This window comes from uncultured Sunxiuqinia sp. (assembly GCF_963974515.1).
In the GTDB taxonomy this organism is placed as follows: Bacteria; Bacteroidota; Bacteroidia; order Bacteroidales; family Prolixibacteraceae; genus Sunxiuqinia.
The window spans coordinates 1-18330 of sequence record NZ_CAXBDD010000017.1 but is presented as its reverse complement, the minus strand read 5'-3'; the positions used below and the strand labels follow the sequence as shown (position 1 = coordinate 18330).

The following is an 18330-nucleotide window of genomic DNA, read 5'->3' as shown; positions in this document are numbered from 1 at the left end:
AGTAAGCTTGAAGGATCGTCATTCCAATGAAGATCGGCATCTGCCAGTTCGACTTTCCCCGTTGATACTCCTTACTCCGTTTTAATCGTCAATTTTTTCCCTTTTTTCAGTTCGTCGTGTGAAATGAAATAACCATCAACCAGCTGTTCACCAATGCTTATTCCGGTTATCTTCCGGCCAGTTCCAGTCTTCTGAATAGTAAAACTGGTTTGATCATCCAGCTTGAAATCAATCTGATCAAACAAGGGAACAGACACAATGTATTCGGCATCTCCTGGTGAATACGGATAAATTCCCATGGCCGCGAAAACATACCAGGACGACATTTCTCCCGCATCATCCATGCCGCATAGTGCAAGGCCATGTTCCCCCATTCCGTAAAAATGGTTCATGATACTATCAAGCATGGCCTGCGACTTTTCGGGCTTATCAACAAAGTGATAAAGATACGGAAAGCTGTGATCTGGCTGATTTCCGTGGCAATATTGTCCGATAAACGATGAAACGTTTCGGGCGATGTAATTGCCATTCCAAGGGATGCTGAACAGTGAATCGAGCTTGCCCTCGAATTCGGCTTCATCTTTATACAAGCCGATTAACCCTTCGGTATCATGCGGGGCAAAAAAGGACGACTGCCAAGCGTTGGCTTCGCGGTATAGGTATTCGTAGTACGGATACTCCGGGTTGAAGTTGTCCACCCAGTCACCGTTTTCGAGGCGACCCCGCATTAATCCGGTTGAAGGATCAAACAGGTTTTTGTAGTTTGAAGTACGCTTCATCAGCATCTGGTAATCCTCTTCGCGGTTCAATTCTTTAGCCAACAGGGCCAGCGAGTAATCGTCGTAAGCATATTCGAGGGTTTTAGTCACGCCGGCTTTCGCTTTGGTTTCCACATGTGGATTCTCGACTTCCGGAGTAGAAATGTAACCCTTTTCAATGTATTCCAAAATATGTGGCCGCGTGCCGCCTTCTTTGGTGGCATTGTTTAAGAGCAGCTTATAAGCGCTTTGCACATCGTAGCCCCTGATTCCGCGCAGGTACGAACCTGAAATAAAGGGCGCGGCGTGATCGCCATGGAAAAAGGTTGGCATGAACCCAGTCTTCTCTCCTTTATCGATCAATGACTGGATGACATCGTTGGTGACATCGGGCGACAACATGCCCAGCAACACCAACTTGTTCCGGTAGGTATCCCAAAGCGACGGATTAGTATAGTAGCGAAAATCCTTTTTAACCACCTCCCCACTTTCGTCGGTAAATTCGCCATTCACATCGCTGCGCAAAGCCGGCCAGAGAAACGAACGGTAGAGCGACGAGTAGAACAGCTCCTTCTGCCTTTCGGTGCCGCCGGTCACCTGAATCTTCGATAACAGTTCTTCCCAAATTTGGCTGGCTTCATCTTTTACTTCTGAAAAACTTTTTGAACCTACTTCCGCTTCCAGGTTTTCTTTGGCATTTTTGGTGCTGACAAACGAAAGGCCAATTTTGATTTCCAACGGTTGATCGGAATCTTCGAAGGTCACCACCGAAATTTCGTTCCGTTCGCTGCCTTGTGATTCAATGTTCCTTATTGAATGATTGGTCTGCGCGTAAAAGTAAATTTTGCCACCCGTTTGCTGATATCCCTGAAACGCTTGTTCTCCTCGCTGTTCAATCTGCCAGTCCCTCACCCGTTCGTTGGATCGGGTTAACTGAGCTACAAGCTTTTTGGGCTGATCCGCTTCAAAAGTGTATTTGTGGTACCCGCATCGCAGGGTCGAAGTCAATTCAGCATGAATTCCGTAGCGCTCAAGCTGCACTTGGTAATAACCCGGTTCGGCCGACTCACTTTCGTGACTGAAAGCCGAGCCAAAATCTTGGGGATCCACCTCACCGGTGACCGGCAAAAACGGGATGTGACACAGGTTCCAGTGTCCTTTATTGGTGTGGGTGAAGCTCAGAATCTTTTCGTCTTCATACTCATACCCGGCACCGCTTCGCCACTCGGTAATTGGGCTCAACTGTACCATGGCATTCGGCAGCGAGGCTCCCGGATACGTTAGGCCAGCCCAAACTCGCCAGTCCTTTGGCGGTTTGTACCCCACATCAATGCTGTCCTGCAGCGGAGCAGTTCCCAGAAAAGGGTTGACGTAGCTGGTAAGTTTTTTTTCTCCTTCGGACGAGCTGTTCATATTTACCGAAGTACAACTTACAGCCGAAATTAAAATTGTTAGAATCAATAATGTTTGTTTCATATTCAACGTTTTCTATTAAAAAATCAATTTATCAGCATTTTAGCGTGGTATGACTTACTTTCTGAAGTAATACGAATAAAATAAATTCCGGGAATGTTGACTGAAGGGATGAGCGCAATCAGTCCATCTCCGGTTACCAGTTTTGACTCAAATAATTGAATCATCTGCCCGGATTGGTTGTATATTGATACATTACAAACTTGACCGGCTTTCTCTGGCAATTGTATTCTTAATTCTGTCCCGCTTGATGCCGGGTTTGGGAAAACAGTAACAGCAAGATTTGTTTCCTTACTTTGATCTTCGCTCACAGCAGTCGGGACATTTTCTGAATAAAACGCTACATTCAGAAACGAAGAGGCTGCTGCCGCCTGTCCCATCATTCCAATTTCCGAAGGGTTTAAGTTCGTACGGTACAAATTCCATTTGCCTTTTGAATCGTCATAATCCCCCGCATAATAACCACGTTTGTCTCTGTTGTTTGCGCTAAGAAAATCCATTATATCCGCGGCAATTGAGAAGAACTCCTGCTCCGCCGTTTGCTGATACATATCCAACAAGGCATCAATCATATCGTCTCCACCCCAGAAAGAAATTTCACTGAGTCCTTGTCCCGGTTTGTACCATTTATTGATGCAGCTAATCATCATTTCATGGGCGTCATCCAAGTATTTTTGTTCTTTGGTTATTTTATACAGTAAAATGGCATTCTGAATCACCACTGTTGTTTGATAAGCACGGTAGCCTCCTCCCCGCTGGGTTGAGCCATTGACAATTCCATCCAGCGACCAGCTTCCGTTTTGATAGTAACTCGCTTGATTGAATAATTTAGTGCTTGCATCCTTAATCTTGACAGCATAGTCGTTTTCTGTTTCATAGTAAGCCAGCGCTTCATTCAGGTACCTGGTTTCACTTGTTATCTGATACAATTTGGCGGCTGCATAGCTGGTATAATTAACCGACATGGAGAAGAGCATCCCAAAACCGAGTTGATTTTCGTGCTGTGGGATGGCATATCGGTTGTCGCGTATTCCATTGTTAAATTCATAGGCTATTTTCAGGTTTTCCAGCGTCTTCTGATCTTGCGCCAAATCATGAATATGGCAAAACGGCATCATTAGTTGTCCGTTATCATCATAGAAACGCTCGCCACTATTTCCCGGAAGCACTGCAAAACCAGTCCTACCTGCTTCGGTAGTTTTATATCCTTCGATGGCCCCGAGATAATCGAAAAGCATGGATTCATACTTATCAGGGTTTACTTTCCAGGCGTTCACTAAGGCCCTCAACATATGCGAGGCAGGCCAAACAAAGCTTGTTCCCTGGATAAACTGATAGGAAGCATCGATCGATTCAGCATATAATCCATTGCTTTTGTTATAAAATTCATTATGAATTTTATCTAAAAGTTGCTCTCCATAATATTGATATTTATTGCTGTACAAATCAACGGCAACATTGGCCTGTATCTCACTGCCACCGGTTGTTATCGCAGCAATCGTAAGGGTACCATTTTGATATTCTCCCGTTTGTGCTTCGTAAACTAAATAGGCTGAATGGACACCTAACTTATTAAAAACGGCTGTTCCAGTAATTGTATTCTCAACCAACTTCCAGTCGGTAATAATTTCATCAGAAACGCTGAGCAAAACTGAATCCTTTCCACTATTCAGTATTTTGAGGCTTCCATCAACGACAACAAAATTCTTTAAAATCCAAGAAGTTCCTGGACCCCGGATCAGGCTATGCTTCCCGGTTAAGTCTAACACGGCATTGCCTTCTCCGTCATTCAACAACCAATTAGCTACCAGCCCATTTTCGTCGCCTGTCAACTGAATGTCTTTATTCGTGTTGATCTGATCACCGGTTCTGGCTAAACTCCAAATTCTGAAATTGGCCAATTTCCCTTCTAACCGGCGCCCCTTCCAAAGCGAACCTTCCCCCATAAAGAGTTTTGCTGTGGAACGAAGCATCGGCCCGCTCAACACTCCCTCTTTCACCAGAACACCGTCGATATATAATTTAAGCGACTTCGTAGCGTCCAAACTGAAAGCTACGTGCTGCCACTGCTTAAGCTTTATCGAACTTTCCGGAGATTTTACTGCTTCCCAATCACCTGTTCCAATACTCATTTCCAACTGACCATTTGAGTTAAACCGAAAGGCGAATCCCACAGATCCCGAAACCTCACTCCATGATTCATTCGCCATGATATAGTTACCCGACCAATTATCAACATACAACCAGGTTTCGATGGTAAACTCAGCAGTTGTATATTCATCAAAATTTCCGCAGTCAATGTAGCTTTCTGGCTGAGACGAATCAAATTTCAATACCCATGATTGCCCTTTTGACTCGGCAGAAAAAGCGATTAGAAACAATATACATACTCCAAATATTAAACCCCGCATCGTTGAATTTATAAGTTTTAGTTTCGTTTTAACCATGTAAAATTCACTTGTTTGATGCTTAATAAATCTGATACTTTTGAATTAAAGCTTCTGCCTCTTTTGCTGTCAATACCGAAACACATCCATGCCGGGCATCCGACGGGAAATTTGCGTCCTCCACCACATCCCATTGAATCAAGTCCGGAGACCAGGAGGCTCCAAAACGGTTGGTCATACAATAGTCGTAAAACAACAACCAGCCAGGCTGAACAGGATCCTCAATCACGGTTGGACCTTCGGTAATTACCGGAACAATCTGGCCGTCATTCAAATGTCCATCCACAATTTCATAGGGGCCTTCCAGTTGCTTCGACGTCGCCAGGCGAATCGCACGCCTTTCGCCGGTTATGGCACCGAATTCCTCCTCCTTATGGAAGAGATAATAGGTTTCATCATGCTTGAGCAAGGTTCCATCGATGACGGAATAAGGTGGTTCAAAAAGCACTTTGGCCGGGGTAAAGCTTTCCCAGTTGCTCGTTCGACTGTACCAAAGCCGGCTTTCTTTCCAGCCTGCATCTTTAAACGACGACGACCAAATGAGGACGTACTCGCCGGTTTCACCGTCATAAAACCATTCCGGCGCCCATATATTTTGAGCTAAAGGGTTACCCGATTCATCGAGAACGTTTTTCATTAAGGTTAACGGACCTTCCACATTCCAATTGATCAAGTCTTTTGAAGTGATATAAAGGCATGCAGGGCCAAATTTCTCCCGGTCATATCCTTTTCCTCCACCAGTAGATAAAATGCGCCAGAGGCCATCGGGCCCGCGTCGAACATAAGGGTCTCTCATCCAGTGATCCCATATGGGTTTGTTATCGTTTAACGGAAACCAGTGACGTCCGTCGGTAGACAAAGCAACATGTAAGTTGGCGATTAACATCGGATCAGGCAAAGGTACCTCAACGGTATTTCCATCAGCATCAATCTCTATACGTGTAGGATAACGCTGACGAAAATAAGTTAAGATGAGTACGTCTTGATCATTTTCAATTTTGAATTCATCCGCTGTCAGTTTGCTGTCCACTTGCATCGAGGGGTTCTTTGCAGCGATCAAATCGTTAGGCTGAGCTAAACCCGCCAGAAAAAATGTGATAAGCGTGACCGCCAGCAGAAATTTCATTGTCAACAAATGCTTTTGCGCTATTCGCGAATCCCTGAAGTGTATCTGACTCATAGTAAGATTTAGTTGGTTTAGGTCAATACATGCATACAGATAATCTAGATACAAGTTAGCGCGCTTTTTCACTCACGCCGAAGGCAAGTTTCTTTAAGGGTCTTAAACTTAATTAAGCTTCGCCATGACTCACTTAAATTTATTGCGTAATCAAACCTTCGTTTTGCAGCAGGGCAGCTGCTTCTATAAGCATACAACCGCTGAGTTGCTCGGGCAGTCCGGTAACCATCCCAGGCTTTACAGTCCAGTTTGGGCCAAACAGGATAGCCGGTTTCGTGGTTCCCTGCATCCACAAGGTTTCCGCATTGTAGCGGATAAACTGAATGTAGCGCTTCTTTGCTGATGGATCCAGACGGTCCTGGAGGATCAGGTCGGTGAAATAACGAATAAAAATTCCTTTGAAAAGTCCCCCGTCGCCGGTGCCTTCACTTTTAAGGACAGAATTGTTGGTCAGGCTGCTGGTTGTATAATCCGCAACAAGAACAGCATCGTTCAGATAAGCTTTTTCGTTGAAGATTTTATATAACTCGACAGCAGAGCCAATAAATGTTCCCTGATTGTAGGTAAATACCCAGTCTTTATTAATCTGGCCGGTTTCACTGTTTATATTATCGTAAACCATTCCATTATTCATGTTCACCAAGGTTGATTTTTCCCAGTTGTAGATCTTCAGCGCCCATTCTTTATAACTTTCATCCCCGAATTCCTGGTATAGGCGTGCGGCCAATATACAGGCCGGACCGTTGGAACAAGCATTTTTGCTGTATTCCTGTCCTTTTTTCCAGGAGATACCGCCCCCGGCATTTGAATTCCAGCCAGTTTTAATATATTCCCACAGTTGCAAGGTGGCTTCCTTAAATTTGGGATCATTGGTCTTCTGCCAGACACGTAGTGTGGCCAAGGCAATCCATTCCATATCATCATAGAAATCGTTTTCAAACGTATTCCCGTTTCGGGCCTTCACCCCGGTGTACCAGTTATCGAAATAAGCACGATACCTCGCGTCGTTCGTTCGCAGCCAAGCATCGGTAAGGACATCCAGCGCATGTGCCTGAGGCCAGTAATTCCAATCGGCCTTCCCATTGTTGTCGTAATAGAACCACTTTTCCTCTGAATTCCAGAACGAATTCGCTAATGACATGCTGCTTAGGTCTGCTGCTTCGTTCCAGTCAATTCCTTCTTCTACCGGTTCCTGAACCACGCTGTCGTCATCACCACACGATATCAATAATGCAGGCAGCAATAGTGCAATGTATAGTAGTTTATTCGCCGCTCGCAAAATATTCGAGCTCGGTAGACCCTCAAAAAAGACTGGCCTCTGCTCTCCTTTAATCGTATTACTCATAAGCTTCTTGGTTAAAAAACAGCGGGGGTGGGCCGTTTCGCCCCCTCCCGCTGCTATGTTATCGTTCTTTATTTTGTTATCGAATGCGTATAGGGTTGCCCCGCCTGCAGATAGATGGCATAATCTGCCGGAACGCCATCAAAATCACCCATCAGTTTCCACTTGTTATCCCACTGGGTAACATTGGTGATTAATTTGATATAATAGTACGATTCAGGGCTGGTTGCCGTAGGTCTGGAGTCCGTTCCATTTAGCGTGCCCCATTCCAGTTCAGTTTCAGGATCTGCTCCTGCATTTTCTTTCACGAACATACGGAATTTGTAACGTTCATCACGGCCCCAACTTTCCTGTTTGAAAGTGACAGTCTGGTCTTCAGCCCGGAATATTCCATTTCCGACGTATGGCAGATCGAATAGAATCTGCCCATCAGGAGAGAAGTAGAAACCGATCCTTGTAACCAGTGCGTAAGTACAGGCGCCCGTGTTGAAATCGAGCGTGATCCGGTAAACGCCTGTTGTTGCTACTGTGGCAGTGCCGCCTTCTTTTATTAAACCTCCGTCAGTATAAAATTCCCTGGGCGTGCCGGAAGTGCCGTCGGTGAAATAAAATGGTTCACCTGCAGTTAACTGGGTATAAGTCTCGAACTCGCCTCCGGCAACCGCTTTCATTTGATGAGCCTGCGAAAGGTCAACACCGCCTTCTGACGCTTCGCCCGTCACATAAACATCGACGGGCAGATCAGCAAAGCCGGCCAGGCGGGTGATAGTAATGCTACGTTCCTCTCCTCCTTTGAGCATTTTGAGCCCTTTTGAAGAGAAAACCGTCCACTTGAAACTTCCTGTTTCCGAAGAACCGATGCCCATCATGCCAGCTATTTTATTCAATTGTTTGTGCGTGATGGTAGCATTATTATAAAGTCCGTTGTTATCGGCGGAAGTTAAATAAACAGGATCGGAAAAGTCACCGTCTGCTTTATCAAAAGCTATCTGATAAACAGCGGTACCACTTTCTTCAACATTGGCATATTCCCACTCAAAATAGGTTGATGCGCCGGCCGAAGTCTCCAAAGCGATTTCTTTTCCATCAAGGGGTTCTGTCAGGATGCTGACTGCTGCCAGCCTTGTATCCACATCTCCTCCATCGTCCTCACACGCAGTTAATGCGAGAAACAGAGAGGCTATAACTGTTAATCTGATCAATATTTTTTTCATGTTCAGGTTATTTAATTACCAAATTGTGAGTATAAGACCCTTCAGGATTCAGAGAGAAAGTAACGTCATATGTTTTATCGCTCCAACCATCTGTTGCAGGAGATTTCCATACCTGGTTGTTTGTCCACTGCTCCACATTCGTTTTTTCAACCATGTAATAATACGCCTCATTGCCTGTTGGTTTGCTGTCGTTATTGATGGCTCGCCATTCTGTTTCTCCTGTCGAACTTTCCATCCTGAATTTGTATCGGTCGTCGGAATTTTCGCCGCCGGATAGGCCTGTAATGGTATGGTTGGTCACTTCCCACACGCCATAAGCTTTGTAAGGCAGTTCAATCTTCATTTGTGACCAATTCAGAAACAAACTGACTTTTGTAACCTCCTTCGAGGTAAAAGAGCCGATGTTAAAGTCGAGGTAATATTTATAGACGCCTGTTTTAGAAACCGAAGAGCTTCCTCCAACCACAACCTGTTCTCCCGACAAAGAGAATTCCAGCGGGCTTCCTGTTGTAGCGCTCACAAACTTGAAGCTTTCCCCTTCCGTTAGTTTGGTATAGATTTCGAATTCGCCATCAGCAAGTTTTTTCATGACAAGCGCTTTGGAAAGGTCATCGCCACTTTCTGTTGCCGCACCCGTGATATATAAGTTATCAGGTATATCGGCCAAGCCGGACAAACGGGTCAATGAAAGGGTCCTTTCTTCTTCCGCTTTCATCGGACTGATTCCTTTGGAAGAAAGAACAGTCCACTTGAGCGTTCCCTGCTGGGCAGACTCGATACCCGCCAGTGCAGCAATTTTATTCAATTGCTTGTGCGTGAAGGTCGCATGGTTGCTCCCGCCGTTGTTGTCGGCTGCTGAAACAAACAGTGGGTCAGAGAAATCCCCGTCAGCTTCGTCAAAAGCGACTTCATACAATACCATTCCGCTGTCTTCGGCTCTGGCTGGTTCCCATTCAAAATACAAGGTGGCCGATGCTGAAGACTGCAGCACAATAGCCTTTCCATTATCCGGTTCGTAAAGCGAACTGACTGCTGTTACATCCAAATCTCTCACTTCACCATCGTCGTTGCATGCGATCAAAGCGAAGATAAAAGAAGCTACTGTAACCAGTTTGATTACTATTTTTTTCATACGTAGTTTAATTTTAAACGCTGATTAATAAATGATTAATAGCCCGTATTCTGAGTCAAATTACTATTGATATCCCTTTGTGATTGAGGTACTGCGAACAGATAATCCCGTTCACTGTCAAATTTCCTCTCATCCAGTTGGATATACTGCGTATTACCAGCCGCGAACTTCGCTCCATGAGGATTTCCGTTCATCACTGTTTCAATCGTTCCCCAACGACGGATATCAAAAAGCCTCAGGCCTTCAATCGCCAATTCGATGCGACGTTCATTGCGGATTACTTCGCGAAGGTCACCTGCCGGATAGTTCAATGCATCAGCGTCGGTAAATCCTGCCCGGACACGGATCGCACGGACCGTTTCGTTCCAAATGCTTTCGTCCATTTGTCCCAGTTCATTTTTAGCCTCTGCATACATCAACAGCACGTCAGCATATCTCATCAAAATCAGGTTAAGGCCTGATGCAATACCTATTGGTGCTGTGGGGTCAAAATATTTCCTCAGGTAATATCCTGTTCCTGTTGAATTTTGCCCCGGACCTGCATATTCATCCAGGTTAGATGCACCCGCCTCCTCTGAAGAACCGGGTTTGATATAGATGGTAGAAGTTGTCCCATCGCCTTTTTCCCATTGGTAACCGTGGTAAACGATTGTGGATTCAAAACGCGGGTCCCTGTTCACGTATGGATCATCTTCATTGTATCCTGAATCTGCGTCGTCAATTTCCTTCCCGTTTTTCATGAGATAGGCATCAACCAATTCCTGTGTCGGAGCAAAAGCATTGATCCTTCCGCCCACAGAAATAGGGATCGCATCGTAAAACTCGCTCCAGGTTCTTTCGATCAAAACATACCCAAGATCAAGTACTACTTCATCGTTGTATTCGTTCTCAGGCATAAAAAGACCTGAATAGCTTGGGAAAAGCTCATACTGTCCGTATGTGCCATCGATGATATCTTCGCAAATGGAAGCCACATTTGTCCAGTCGTTTTCATACAAATAGGTCCGCGCCAACAGGGTCATCGCCGCCCCACTGGTTATCCTGCCGTTGTCCGAAGTATCATATTCTCCTTTAACCGGAAGTATGGACGCAACTTCGTTTAGCTCATTTCTAACGAAATCGAGCACATCCGATTTGGAAGAACGCGTTACATTGTTGGCTTCCTCCAGGATCAGGTTGTGGTCAAACAAGGGGACATCACCGTAATGACTGGTCAGACGGAAAAACAAGAACGCACGAATAAAACGGGCCTCGGCTTTCATTCTGGCCTTCAGCGTTTCATCCATATTGGGAACAAGATCAACATTCTCCAAAAACGTATGACAGGTTTTGATTCCCTCATAACAATTTCTCCACTCGTTGGCAAAACGGCCAAGGGCAGCATCGGCCTGACCTGAAGTGATGATCTTTTCATCCGTATTTCCCCTTCCTTCATAAAGGTTGTCAGACAATCTTTCGTTTGCAAAGAAATAGTTCGCACCAAACATCTGGCTATACGCCATATTTAAGACAGCCGAAGCTTTTTCGGGTGATGTCCAGTAGTTCAAATCGGTAAATTTATTCGTGGGTGCCAAATCCAGGTCGTTACACGAAGTAAAAAATGTCAGGAACATAACAACAATTCCTACGCAGTATTTTCTTATCTTTTTTTCCATGGTGTATTTGTGTTAAAATTCCAATTCCAATCCAAATCCATAATAGACCAATGTAGGATAGTTACGGGCGCTATTGGCCCCAACACCGGCTATTCCTCCCATGTTATTTCCGAATTCGGAAGATTCCGGATCAATAAATGAGTTTTTGGAGAGCGTCAACAGGTTTTGTGCATTAAGACTGGCACGCAACTTTTGAATTCCAACCCTTGAGGTTAACCGTTTTGGCAAGGTGTATCCCAATTGAATATTTTTTATGCGAACATAAGCCCCATCCAAAAGGTAGATATCAGAACCCGCTTTCCCCCAATTGTTTGAGGAAGAAGAAGAACTCGGGGCTACAAGGCGTGGCCACTCCGCATCGGGATTGGTCGGCGTCCAGAAGTCCAACTGATGCTGATAAATGGCATAAGAATAATTGGAATGGAAAGGCTCGATCAGCTCACCTCGGATATACATGTCGCGCTTCCCGACTCCCTGCAACAATACACTGAAGTCAAAATTTTTGAATGAAACATCATAGGTAAAGCCGAACGTGTACCTTGGAAAAGCATTCCCCAGTACCACGCGATCTTTTTCGTCAATAACTTCATCTCCGTTCATGTCCTTATACTTCACATCTCCGGGTTGTACAGAAGCTCCCACGGGAAGTGCACTGTTCCCAATTTCCTCATAACTTTGAAAGTATCCGTCGGTTTTATACCCGAAATAAGACCCCAGCGCTTCGCCTTCGCGAATCAACTTGTATAACTGGTCGTTCTGATCGATACGTTCTTTGCCTCCAAAATCGGTCACTTCATTTTTCGAATCAGCAATGTTCAGGTTGATCCGGTGATCGAAATTTTTTGATTTCAGACGATAGGTGACCGTTGCTTCCCATCCCCTGTTCCTCATTTTCCCAGCATTCTCTTTCGCTGCATTACTTCCGAACACGGTTGATACCTCGGGTGAAAGCAGGATATCCGTCGTTTCTTTGTTGAAATAATCGAGCGTCACATACAAGCTCCCTTTGAAAAATGCAGCGTCCATCCCAATATTCAGATTAGCCGATTTTTCCCAGGTCAAAAACGGATTGCCGAAGGTATATCCTGTTCCCGGTAAGGATTCATTGTTGAACACATAGGTATTCTGATACATTTGGTAAACCGTTTGGTACGAGTAGTTGTCCACATTCTGGTTGCCCAATACGCCGTATGAAGTACGGATTTTCAAATCGCCTACACGGTCACTGTAGCTTTTCATGAAATTTTCAGAAGAAAGCCTCCAAGCTGCAGAAACCGAAGGAAAGAACCCCCAGCGCTGATCTTCAGCAAATTTTGATGAGCCGTCGTACCGTACCGTAACATCTGCATAATATTTGTCCATATAATTGTATCCTCCACGTCCGAATACAGAGGTGATGCTGGTTTGATCGGTATCTCCGTTACTGTTTTTATTGTCTGTGTTTTGTACCGATTCGTCTGTGGTCGGAAGCCCCAGGTCTTCGTCTGTATATTCCCAGGCGATCCGGCTTGCCTTGAACGTATACGATTCGTTGGAAACCCCCAGCAATCCACTCACTTGGTGAACCGAGTTGAATGTACGGTCAAAGTCCAGCATAAACTGGGTACTCAGGGTGTACCTTTTGCTGTTATAGTCTTCGGTAAGCGTATTGGAGTGGATATATGAAACTGGTGTTTCAAGGTCGGCCGATGAATACAACGGCACTTTCAGATCTCTACGAAAACGGTGGTGCTGGGTCAGATCGAGCCCCACCAGACCTTTGGCTTTTAAGCCATCAATAATACTAAAATCAAGGCCTAAGCTACCGATAAAATTATCTTCATCCTTTTTTTCATAGCCCCCATCTTGCAGGCGCGCCATGGTATTGTCGTCTCCAATCACATCGTTTATCAACCATTTGCCGTCTTCCTGAAACTTGTAATAATAATAAGGAGGAATGCGCGAAGAGTTGATAATCGTATTGCCGGTTCCTCCAGCTACTGTGTTTTCAATTCGTTTTGTGTAAGCCATTAAAGAGGTGAGCTTGAATCGTCCGTATTCGGTCGTATGGTTGGAACGGAAGTTATGCCGCTTCATTCCAAAATCGCCAACAAAGTTACTTTCCTGGTCCAAATAACCGGCTGATATCATGTATGTACTGTTCTCATTACCCCCGGAAACACTCATGTTATAGTTTTGTTGCATCCCTTTTTCCATGATTCTATTCAGATACCAGAACTCTTCGCCGCGGTGTTCATACAAATCGCGGATCTGCGCCGGTGTGAATATGGGAGCGTTACCTACATTCATGTTTGCCTGGTCGCGGAGCATGGCATTTTCCCAACCCTGCACGGGCTGAAACAAAATATCCGGATCCTGATAGCCAATCATACTGCTGAATCTGACCAGCGGCTTTCCTGTTTTGCCTCCTTTTCTGGTCGTGACCAAAATCACACCGTTAGCTGAACGGGATCCGTAAATGGCTGCGCTACCGGCATCTTTCAGTATCGATATATTTTCGATGTCATTCGGGTTCAGGTTGTTCAACGTCCCTGTCCCTGAAATCAGTCCGTCGATAACGATCAATGGGTCATTGTTGCTCATCGTACTGACTCCCCGAATATTGATACTCATGTTGTTATCGTTCGGGTTCATGCTCTTTTGCTGGATGATCAGGTTGGCCGAAGCTCCCTGAAGCGCCTGCATGGCATTTGACACCGGGCGGTCTTCAATCAGGTTGGCATTGACCTGGTCCACAGCACCGATCAGGTTTTTCTTTTTCCGTGTACCGTACCCAATCACAACCACTTCCTCAACGCCAACAAAATCTTCCTTCATCACCACCTTAATGGAGCTTTGTCCTTGCACCGGAACTTCCTGCGCTGCCATGCCAATAAATGAAAACACCAGGCTGGCAGTTTCCGGAACGTTATCAATGGTGTAATTTCCATCTAAATCGGTGACGGTTCCATTCACTGTTCCTTTAATCAAAACCGTGACCCCGGGAATAGGCTCCCCCGCTTCGTTCACGACCAAACCTTGAATTTGCTTGGACTGAAGGGCGAAAAAATCCGATTCGTCCTCGCCCTTTTTAAACAATGCTACTTGCCGACCCACAATTTTGTATGCAATGTTCGTCTCTTCAAAAATTTCGTTCAAGATATCCTGAATAGCAGTATTCTTACTCTCGATTGAAATTTTTTCCTGAGTGTTGATATCGCCCGAATAAAAAAAGCGGAATTCGCTTTGGTCTTCAATCTCTTTCAACACATCGTTAATGCTCCTATTTTTCATCGACAAAGACAGCTTTGTCACCTGAGAATAGCTCTCGGTTGCAAAGGCTGACAAAACCGATAAGCAAAGAATAAACACACTAAGCTTCATAATCATTAGAAGTTTTAAGAAGAAATTCCCAAAAGGGACTTTCCTCAATCTCTTTTTTTTCATAAGTTTGACTCATTAAGATTAATAATTTTCCAAAATTATTTTTCATGAAGTGGGGGAGTTCGCGGCTTTCCCACTTTTTCATTTTATTCCACCCGAAGTGGTTGTTGTTTCATTGGAATAGTTTGTATTACATAGGCCTTTATTTTTGAATATTAATTAATTATCAGCTTTTGAAATCTCCAGTCTTCTGAGATTTTTGTCATATTCGTACCTCACCGACATGGTGAGCTCCATCAACTCCATCACTTCACGAATCGATTCAAATTCGATATTGGCGGTCATCCGTTTCTGCATCAGCGATTGATCGAGCACATTGATTTCAATATTATACCAACGCTCCAGGCGGTTTACCACTTCTCCCAAGGGTTCATCTTTCAAAATTAGCTGGTTGTTGATCCAGGAGGAAAACAGGTTGGTTTCGACCTCGGTTAAAGCAATTTCATGCCCGACCGTATCAACGACAGCCTGCTGCCCCGGCAACAGGGTGACCCGCTTTTTCGATTTAGTTTCCAATGTCACCTTCCCCCTCTCCAATGTTACAGCGGGAATTTCATTATCGTAAGCCAACACATTAAAGGCAGTTCCTAAAACATCCACTGTAAAAAGAGCAGTTTCCACACGAAATGGCTGATCACTTTTTTTCACGTCAAAATAAGCCTCGCCAGCTAGTTGAACCAGACGCTCATCTCCATCAAATTCCTGAGGAAAACTGATCGAAGAACCTGAATTTAGCCAGACTTTAGAACCATCGGGCAAAACAAACGACGTTTTCGATGCCAGCGGCGTGGAAATGGTTTGAAGCATCTCGCCCGACTGGTTGCTCTTTTGCAGTTGATAGAAAAAAGCGATGGACAAAGGCACAAGCAAGATTGCAGCAATTCGTGTGAGATAAGTCAGAAGCTGAGCCGCTTTTCCATGACCTTTTTCTTGCTTGTTAATCTCGTAATGAATTTTGTACAATGTACTGTCCAAATCGGGCGTTTCTCCCGTTGGTGGGATGTTCTCCCAGTTTTCCTGCATTTGCTGCTCTAAAACCGACTGGCTTTTCTTGTCAACAAACAGTTCAACAAAAGATTCAAAATCTTTTTTCGAACAGCGATTTTTCAGGTAATTTTCGAAGTATTTTTTCATTGATTGCTGCTTTCATATGGGTAAACGCACAAGTCGTACAATACCCCTGCTCTTATTTTGTTTTTTTTCCTTTTTATACCAACCCGATCGAAATGCTCTTGATCGTGTTTTCCTAAAAACGAAAAAGAACCGAAACATTTTCTAATTTTGCAATGCTTTGCAGAAAAACAGTTGATGGAAAAAAGAAATCTGATTAAACAATTAAAGTCTGAAAACAAACTTGCGATCAATGAGTTGTACGAATCGTACAGCAGCCGTCTCTATCGCTTTGCTTTCGGCTACCTAAAATCAGAAGCAGATACGCTGGATATTATTCAAGAAGTGTTTATCCGCTTGTGGAACAGTCGCCACCAACTCAAAGAAGACACCAACCTGGAATCTTTTCTGTTTACTATCACCCGAAATACCATCATCTCAGCTTTCAGAAAAAAGATCACAGAAAAAGAATACCTGGATGACTTAAAATTGCTCGTGACCAAAAACAGTTCGGACACGGAAAGCCAGGTAGAATACAATTTGTTATCCGAAAAGGTAACACAATTAGTGAGTCAACTTCCGGTGCAACGCAGGCGTATTTTCATCCTCAGCAAAGAGAAAGGCTATACGAACCAAGCCATTGCCAATGAACTTCATATTTCAATAAAAACGGTGGAAGACCACATGACCAAAGCCCGGAAGTTTTTAAAAGAAAACTTAAAAGAGTACGGCCTGCTCGCCATACTCTTTTTTGAACTTTTCATCTCGTGATCTACTTTGAAAGCTCCGCCAATCGCAAGGAATCGCATCCTATAAAAACAATTCATTGTAAAAATAAAAAGTCACCAAAGCACCCAATTCCTTTAATCATCGCCAATCTCCTTATTATTTCGCCCTATTTCTCACGTTCATATTTTGATAACACCGCGTATTCGGCAGCGAAAGCAAAGTTGAACATCCCTTCAGTCCGGTTTTTGCTGTGGTCTGCACTCCAGCCCACCAACAAGTTTGCCGGAAGAAAGCCATTGTATAGAAAGTTCTCGTAGCCATAGTCAAGGTTTTGCTGGAAGGTATTGATATATTCATCAACCTTCTCATGTGCCGCATATATATCGACATATCCGCGCATCAGCACGCCGTTAAACCAGTTCCTGAAACCACTGATATCGTACGTGTAATAGCCCGCGTTGGTTTTTCCGGGTTTCGCGAAGTACCTAAAGCTGGCATCCGATAAATTCGCGGCATCTTGCAGGTATTGGTTATCACCTGTTGCCCTCAACAGATCGGCCGCTCCGGAAAGCATGGTTCCACTGTTATAACTGATTGCGGGTCCTACCCGGTCCTTGCACGTGGTGCCTTTGCGGTAAGCGACTCCGTCAACGGTTTCTGTCTGGGGACTTCGTGGAGAACAGCCTCCCATCATATCGTCGTACACACCATCAGGACGCAGCAGGTGCGCCTTTTGCCAATCGTAAATCCTTTTCGCAAAATCCAGGTAGTAGTCGCTTTTCTTCACCTGCTTTGATTTTCGGGTTTTACCGTCCGCGGCATCGATATAGCGGTGGATGATCTCGTCGCCTTTGTCTTTGTACAATTCATGCAACCAGACCAGCGGACTTACCATGGGCCCGTTGCTGCAGGAGTGCTTGGTAACGTAGCCCGGCCCCCAGGGAATACCACCAATCTCGTCGCCATTGGCATCACGTGCACAGTCCCACCCGTCAAGTACATATCCAGTTAAATATTCTGCCTTCTCCAAATACTCACTGTTACTGGTCAGTTGATATGATTCGAGCAATTCGCGAACCAGCCACATCTGGTCGTCGTAAACATTTTCAATGCCTTCAACTTTGGCAGAGCCCTTCGAAGCTGCCCGATGGACACCATACACCGACCACTCCCGGGTTTGGGTATGAGAAGTTAACTCAAAAGTACCCAAATAGTACGCTGCATTATCGTAAAGCCTGTGCAGTAATTCCGCATAACGATCAAAATTCTGTTTGTAAAGCTTGGCGTTGCCATTCTCTTTCTGTAGCTGGAGGGCATGAAGGATTGCATTGACCGCTTCAATAGCGGCGGTGTACATCCATACGCTTCCCTTCTCGTCGGAACGGACTTCCGTGTAAGGATTATAGTACCGGGCCATGGCCATCCCGTCTCCTGTAAAGTGGGCAGAAACAGTATGATCAGTGAGTTCCATAGCCCTCAACAGGTTTTGCTCTGAAAGGTTGATATCCGCCTGGGAACTTTCCTGTAAGGTGTCAGTTACCGATTTGCCACAAGCTGTTATTACTAAAAAACTGAGCGTACAAATAGCAATTGTAGTGCGAAATACTTCCATTCTATGATTCTTTAATTCATTAATCTCTTTAAATAAAACAAAAAGGAGCTAACAACGGATAAATCAATCCATCCAATAAGATTTGTCTCATTATTGTGGATTTCCAAAAAAATGCTTCTTTTCTTATCCATACTAACGATCATACTTTCCCGCTTTAATAATGATCCGATTCAAGCTCGTGTCAAGCAATTCCCAAACTGAAACTAAGTGCCCGCAGCATTCCTCCGCTGAACAGCCGGGGCCAGTCATTGGAAG

11 protein-coding genes are annotated in these 18330 nt (G+C 44.6%); 1 reads left to right on the top strand and 10 read right to left on the bottom strand.

Going from position 1 to position 18330, the window contains the following annotated elements; translation table 11 throughout:
* Positions 1 to 71: 71 nt before the first annotated feature.
* The 9 genes from AAC033_RS06415 to AAC033_RS06375 all read right to left on the bottom strand — a co-directional run bounded on the left by AAC033_RS06415 (position 72) and on the right by AAC033_RS06375 (position 15758).
* Positions 72 to 2234 carry a GH92 family glycosyl hydrolase gene (locus tag AAC033_RS06415; protein WP_339736520.1) on the bottom strand — a complete coding sequence of 721 codons (2163 nt, stop codon included), beginning with the start codon at positions 2232 to 2234 and terminating at the stop codon, positions 72 to 74.
* Between the two features lie 23 nt (positions 2235 to 2257).
* Entirely contained in the window at positions 2258 to 4642 is a 2385-nt protein-coding gene (locus AAC033_RS06410; RefSeq protein ID WP_339736519.1) for a LamG-like jellyroll fold domain-containing protein, read from the bottom strand.
* Between the two features lie 58 nt (positions 4643 to 4700).
* A complete protein-coding gene (locus AAC033_RS06405; RefSeq protein WP_339736518.1) occupies positions 4701 to 5858 on the bottom strand; it encodes a glycoside hydrolase family 43 protein in 1158 nt (385 codons plus the stop codon).
* A 139-nt stretch (positions 5859 to 5997) separates the two neighbouring features.
* Positions 5998 to 7203 carry a glycoside hydrolase family 76 protein gene (locus AAC033_RS06400; RefSeq protein WP_339736517.1) on the bottom strand — a complete coding sequence of 402 codons (1206 nt, stop codon included), beginning with the start codon at positions 7201 to 7203 and terminating at the stop codon, positions 5998 to 6000.
* A 68-nt stretch (positions 7204 to 7271) separates the two neighbouring features.
* Positions 7272 to 8414: a SusE domain-containing protein gene (locus AAC033_RS06395; RefSeq protein ID WP_339736516.1), complete on the bottom strand. Its 1143-nt coding sequence runs from the start codon at positions 8412 to 8414 to the stop codon at positions 7272 to 7274.
* A gap of 7 nt (positions 8415 to 8421) precedes the next feature.
* Positions 8422 to 9546 (bottom strand): SusE domain-containing protein, encoded by a 1125-nt coding sequence (locus AAC033_RS06390; RefSeq protein WP_339736515.1) that lies wholly within the window; start codon positions 9544 to 9546, stop codon positions 8422 to 8424.
* A gap of 35 nt (positions 9547 to 9581) precedes the next feature.
* Positions 9582 to 11201: a RagB/SusD family nutrient uptake outer membrane protein gene (locus tag AAC033_RS06385; RefSeq protein ID WP_339736514.1), complete on the bottom strand. Its 1620-nt coding sequence runs from the start codon at positions 11199 to 11201 to the stop codon at positions 9582 to 9584.
* A 12-nt stretch (positions 11202 to 11213) separates the two neighbouring features.
* Entirely contained in the window at positions 11214 to 14474 is a 3261-nt protein-coding gene (locus AAC033_RS06380) for a TonB-dependent receptor (RefSeq protein WP_339736513.1), read from the bottom strand.
* Positions 14475 to 14783: 309 nt separating this feature from the next.
* Positions 14784 to 15758 carry a FecR domain-containing protein gene (locus tag AAC033_RS06375; RefSeq protein WP_339736512.1) on the bottom strand — a complete coding sequence of 325 codons (975 nt, stop codon included), beginning with the start codon at positions 15756 to 15758 and terminating at the stop codon, positions 14784 to 14786.
* Between the two features lie 174 nt (positions 15759 to 15932).
* Here AAC033_RS06375 and AAC033_RS06370 point away from each other — a divergent pair, with 174 nt between their 5' ends.
* Positions 15933 to 16505: an RNA polymerase sigma-70 factor gene (locus tag AAC033_RS06370; RefSeq protein WP_339736511.1), complete on the top strand. Its 573-nt coding sequence runs from the start codon at positions 15933 to 15935 to the stop codon at positions 16503 to 16505.
* 124 nt (positions 16506 to 16629) lie between these two features.
* Here the strand turns inward: AAC033_RS06370 and AAC033_RS06365 are convergent, their stop codons facing one another.
* On the bottom strand, positions 16630 to 18075 hold the full coding sequence (locus AAC033_RS06365) for a glycoside hydrolase family 76 protein (protein ID WP_339736510.1): 1446 nt from the start codon (positions 18073 to 18075) through the stop codon (positions 16630 to 16632).
* Between the last annotated feature and the right edge of the window lie 255 nt (positions 18076 to 18330).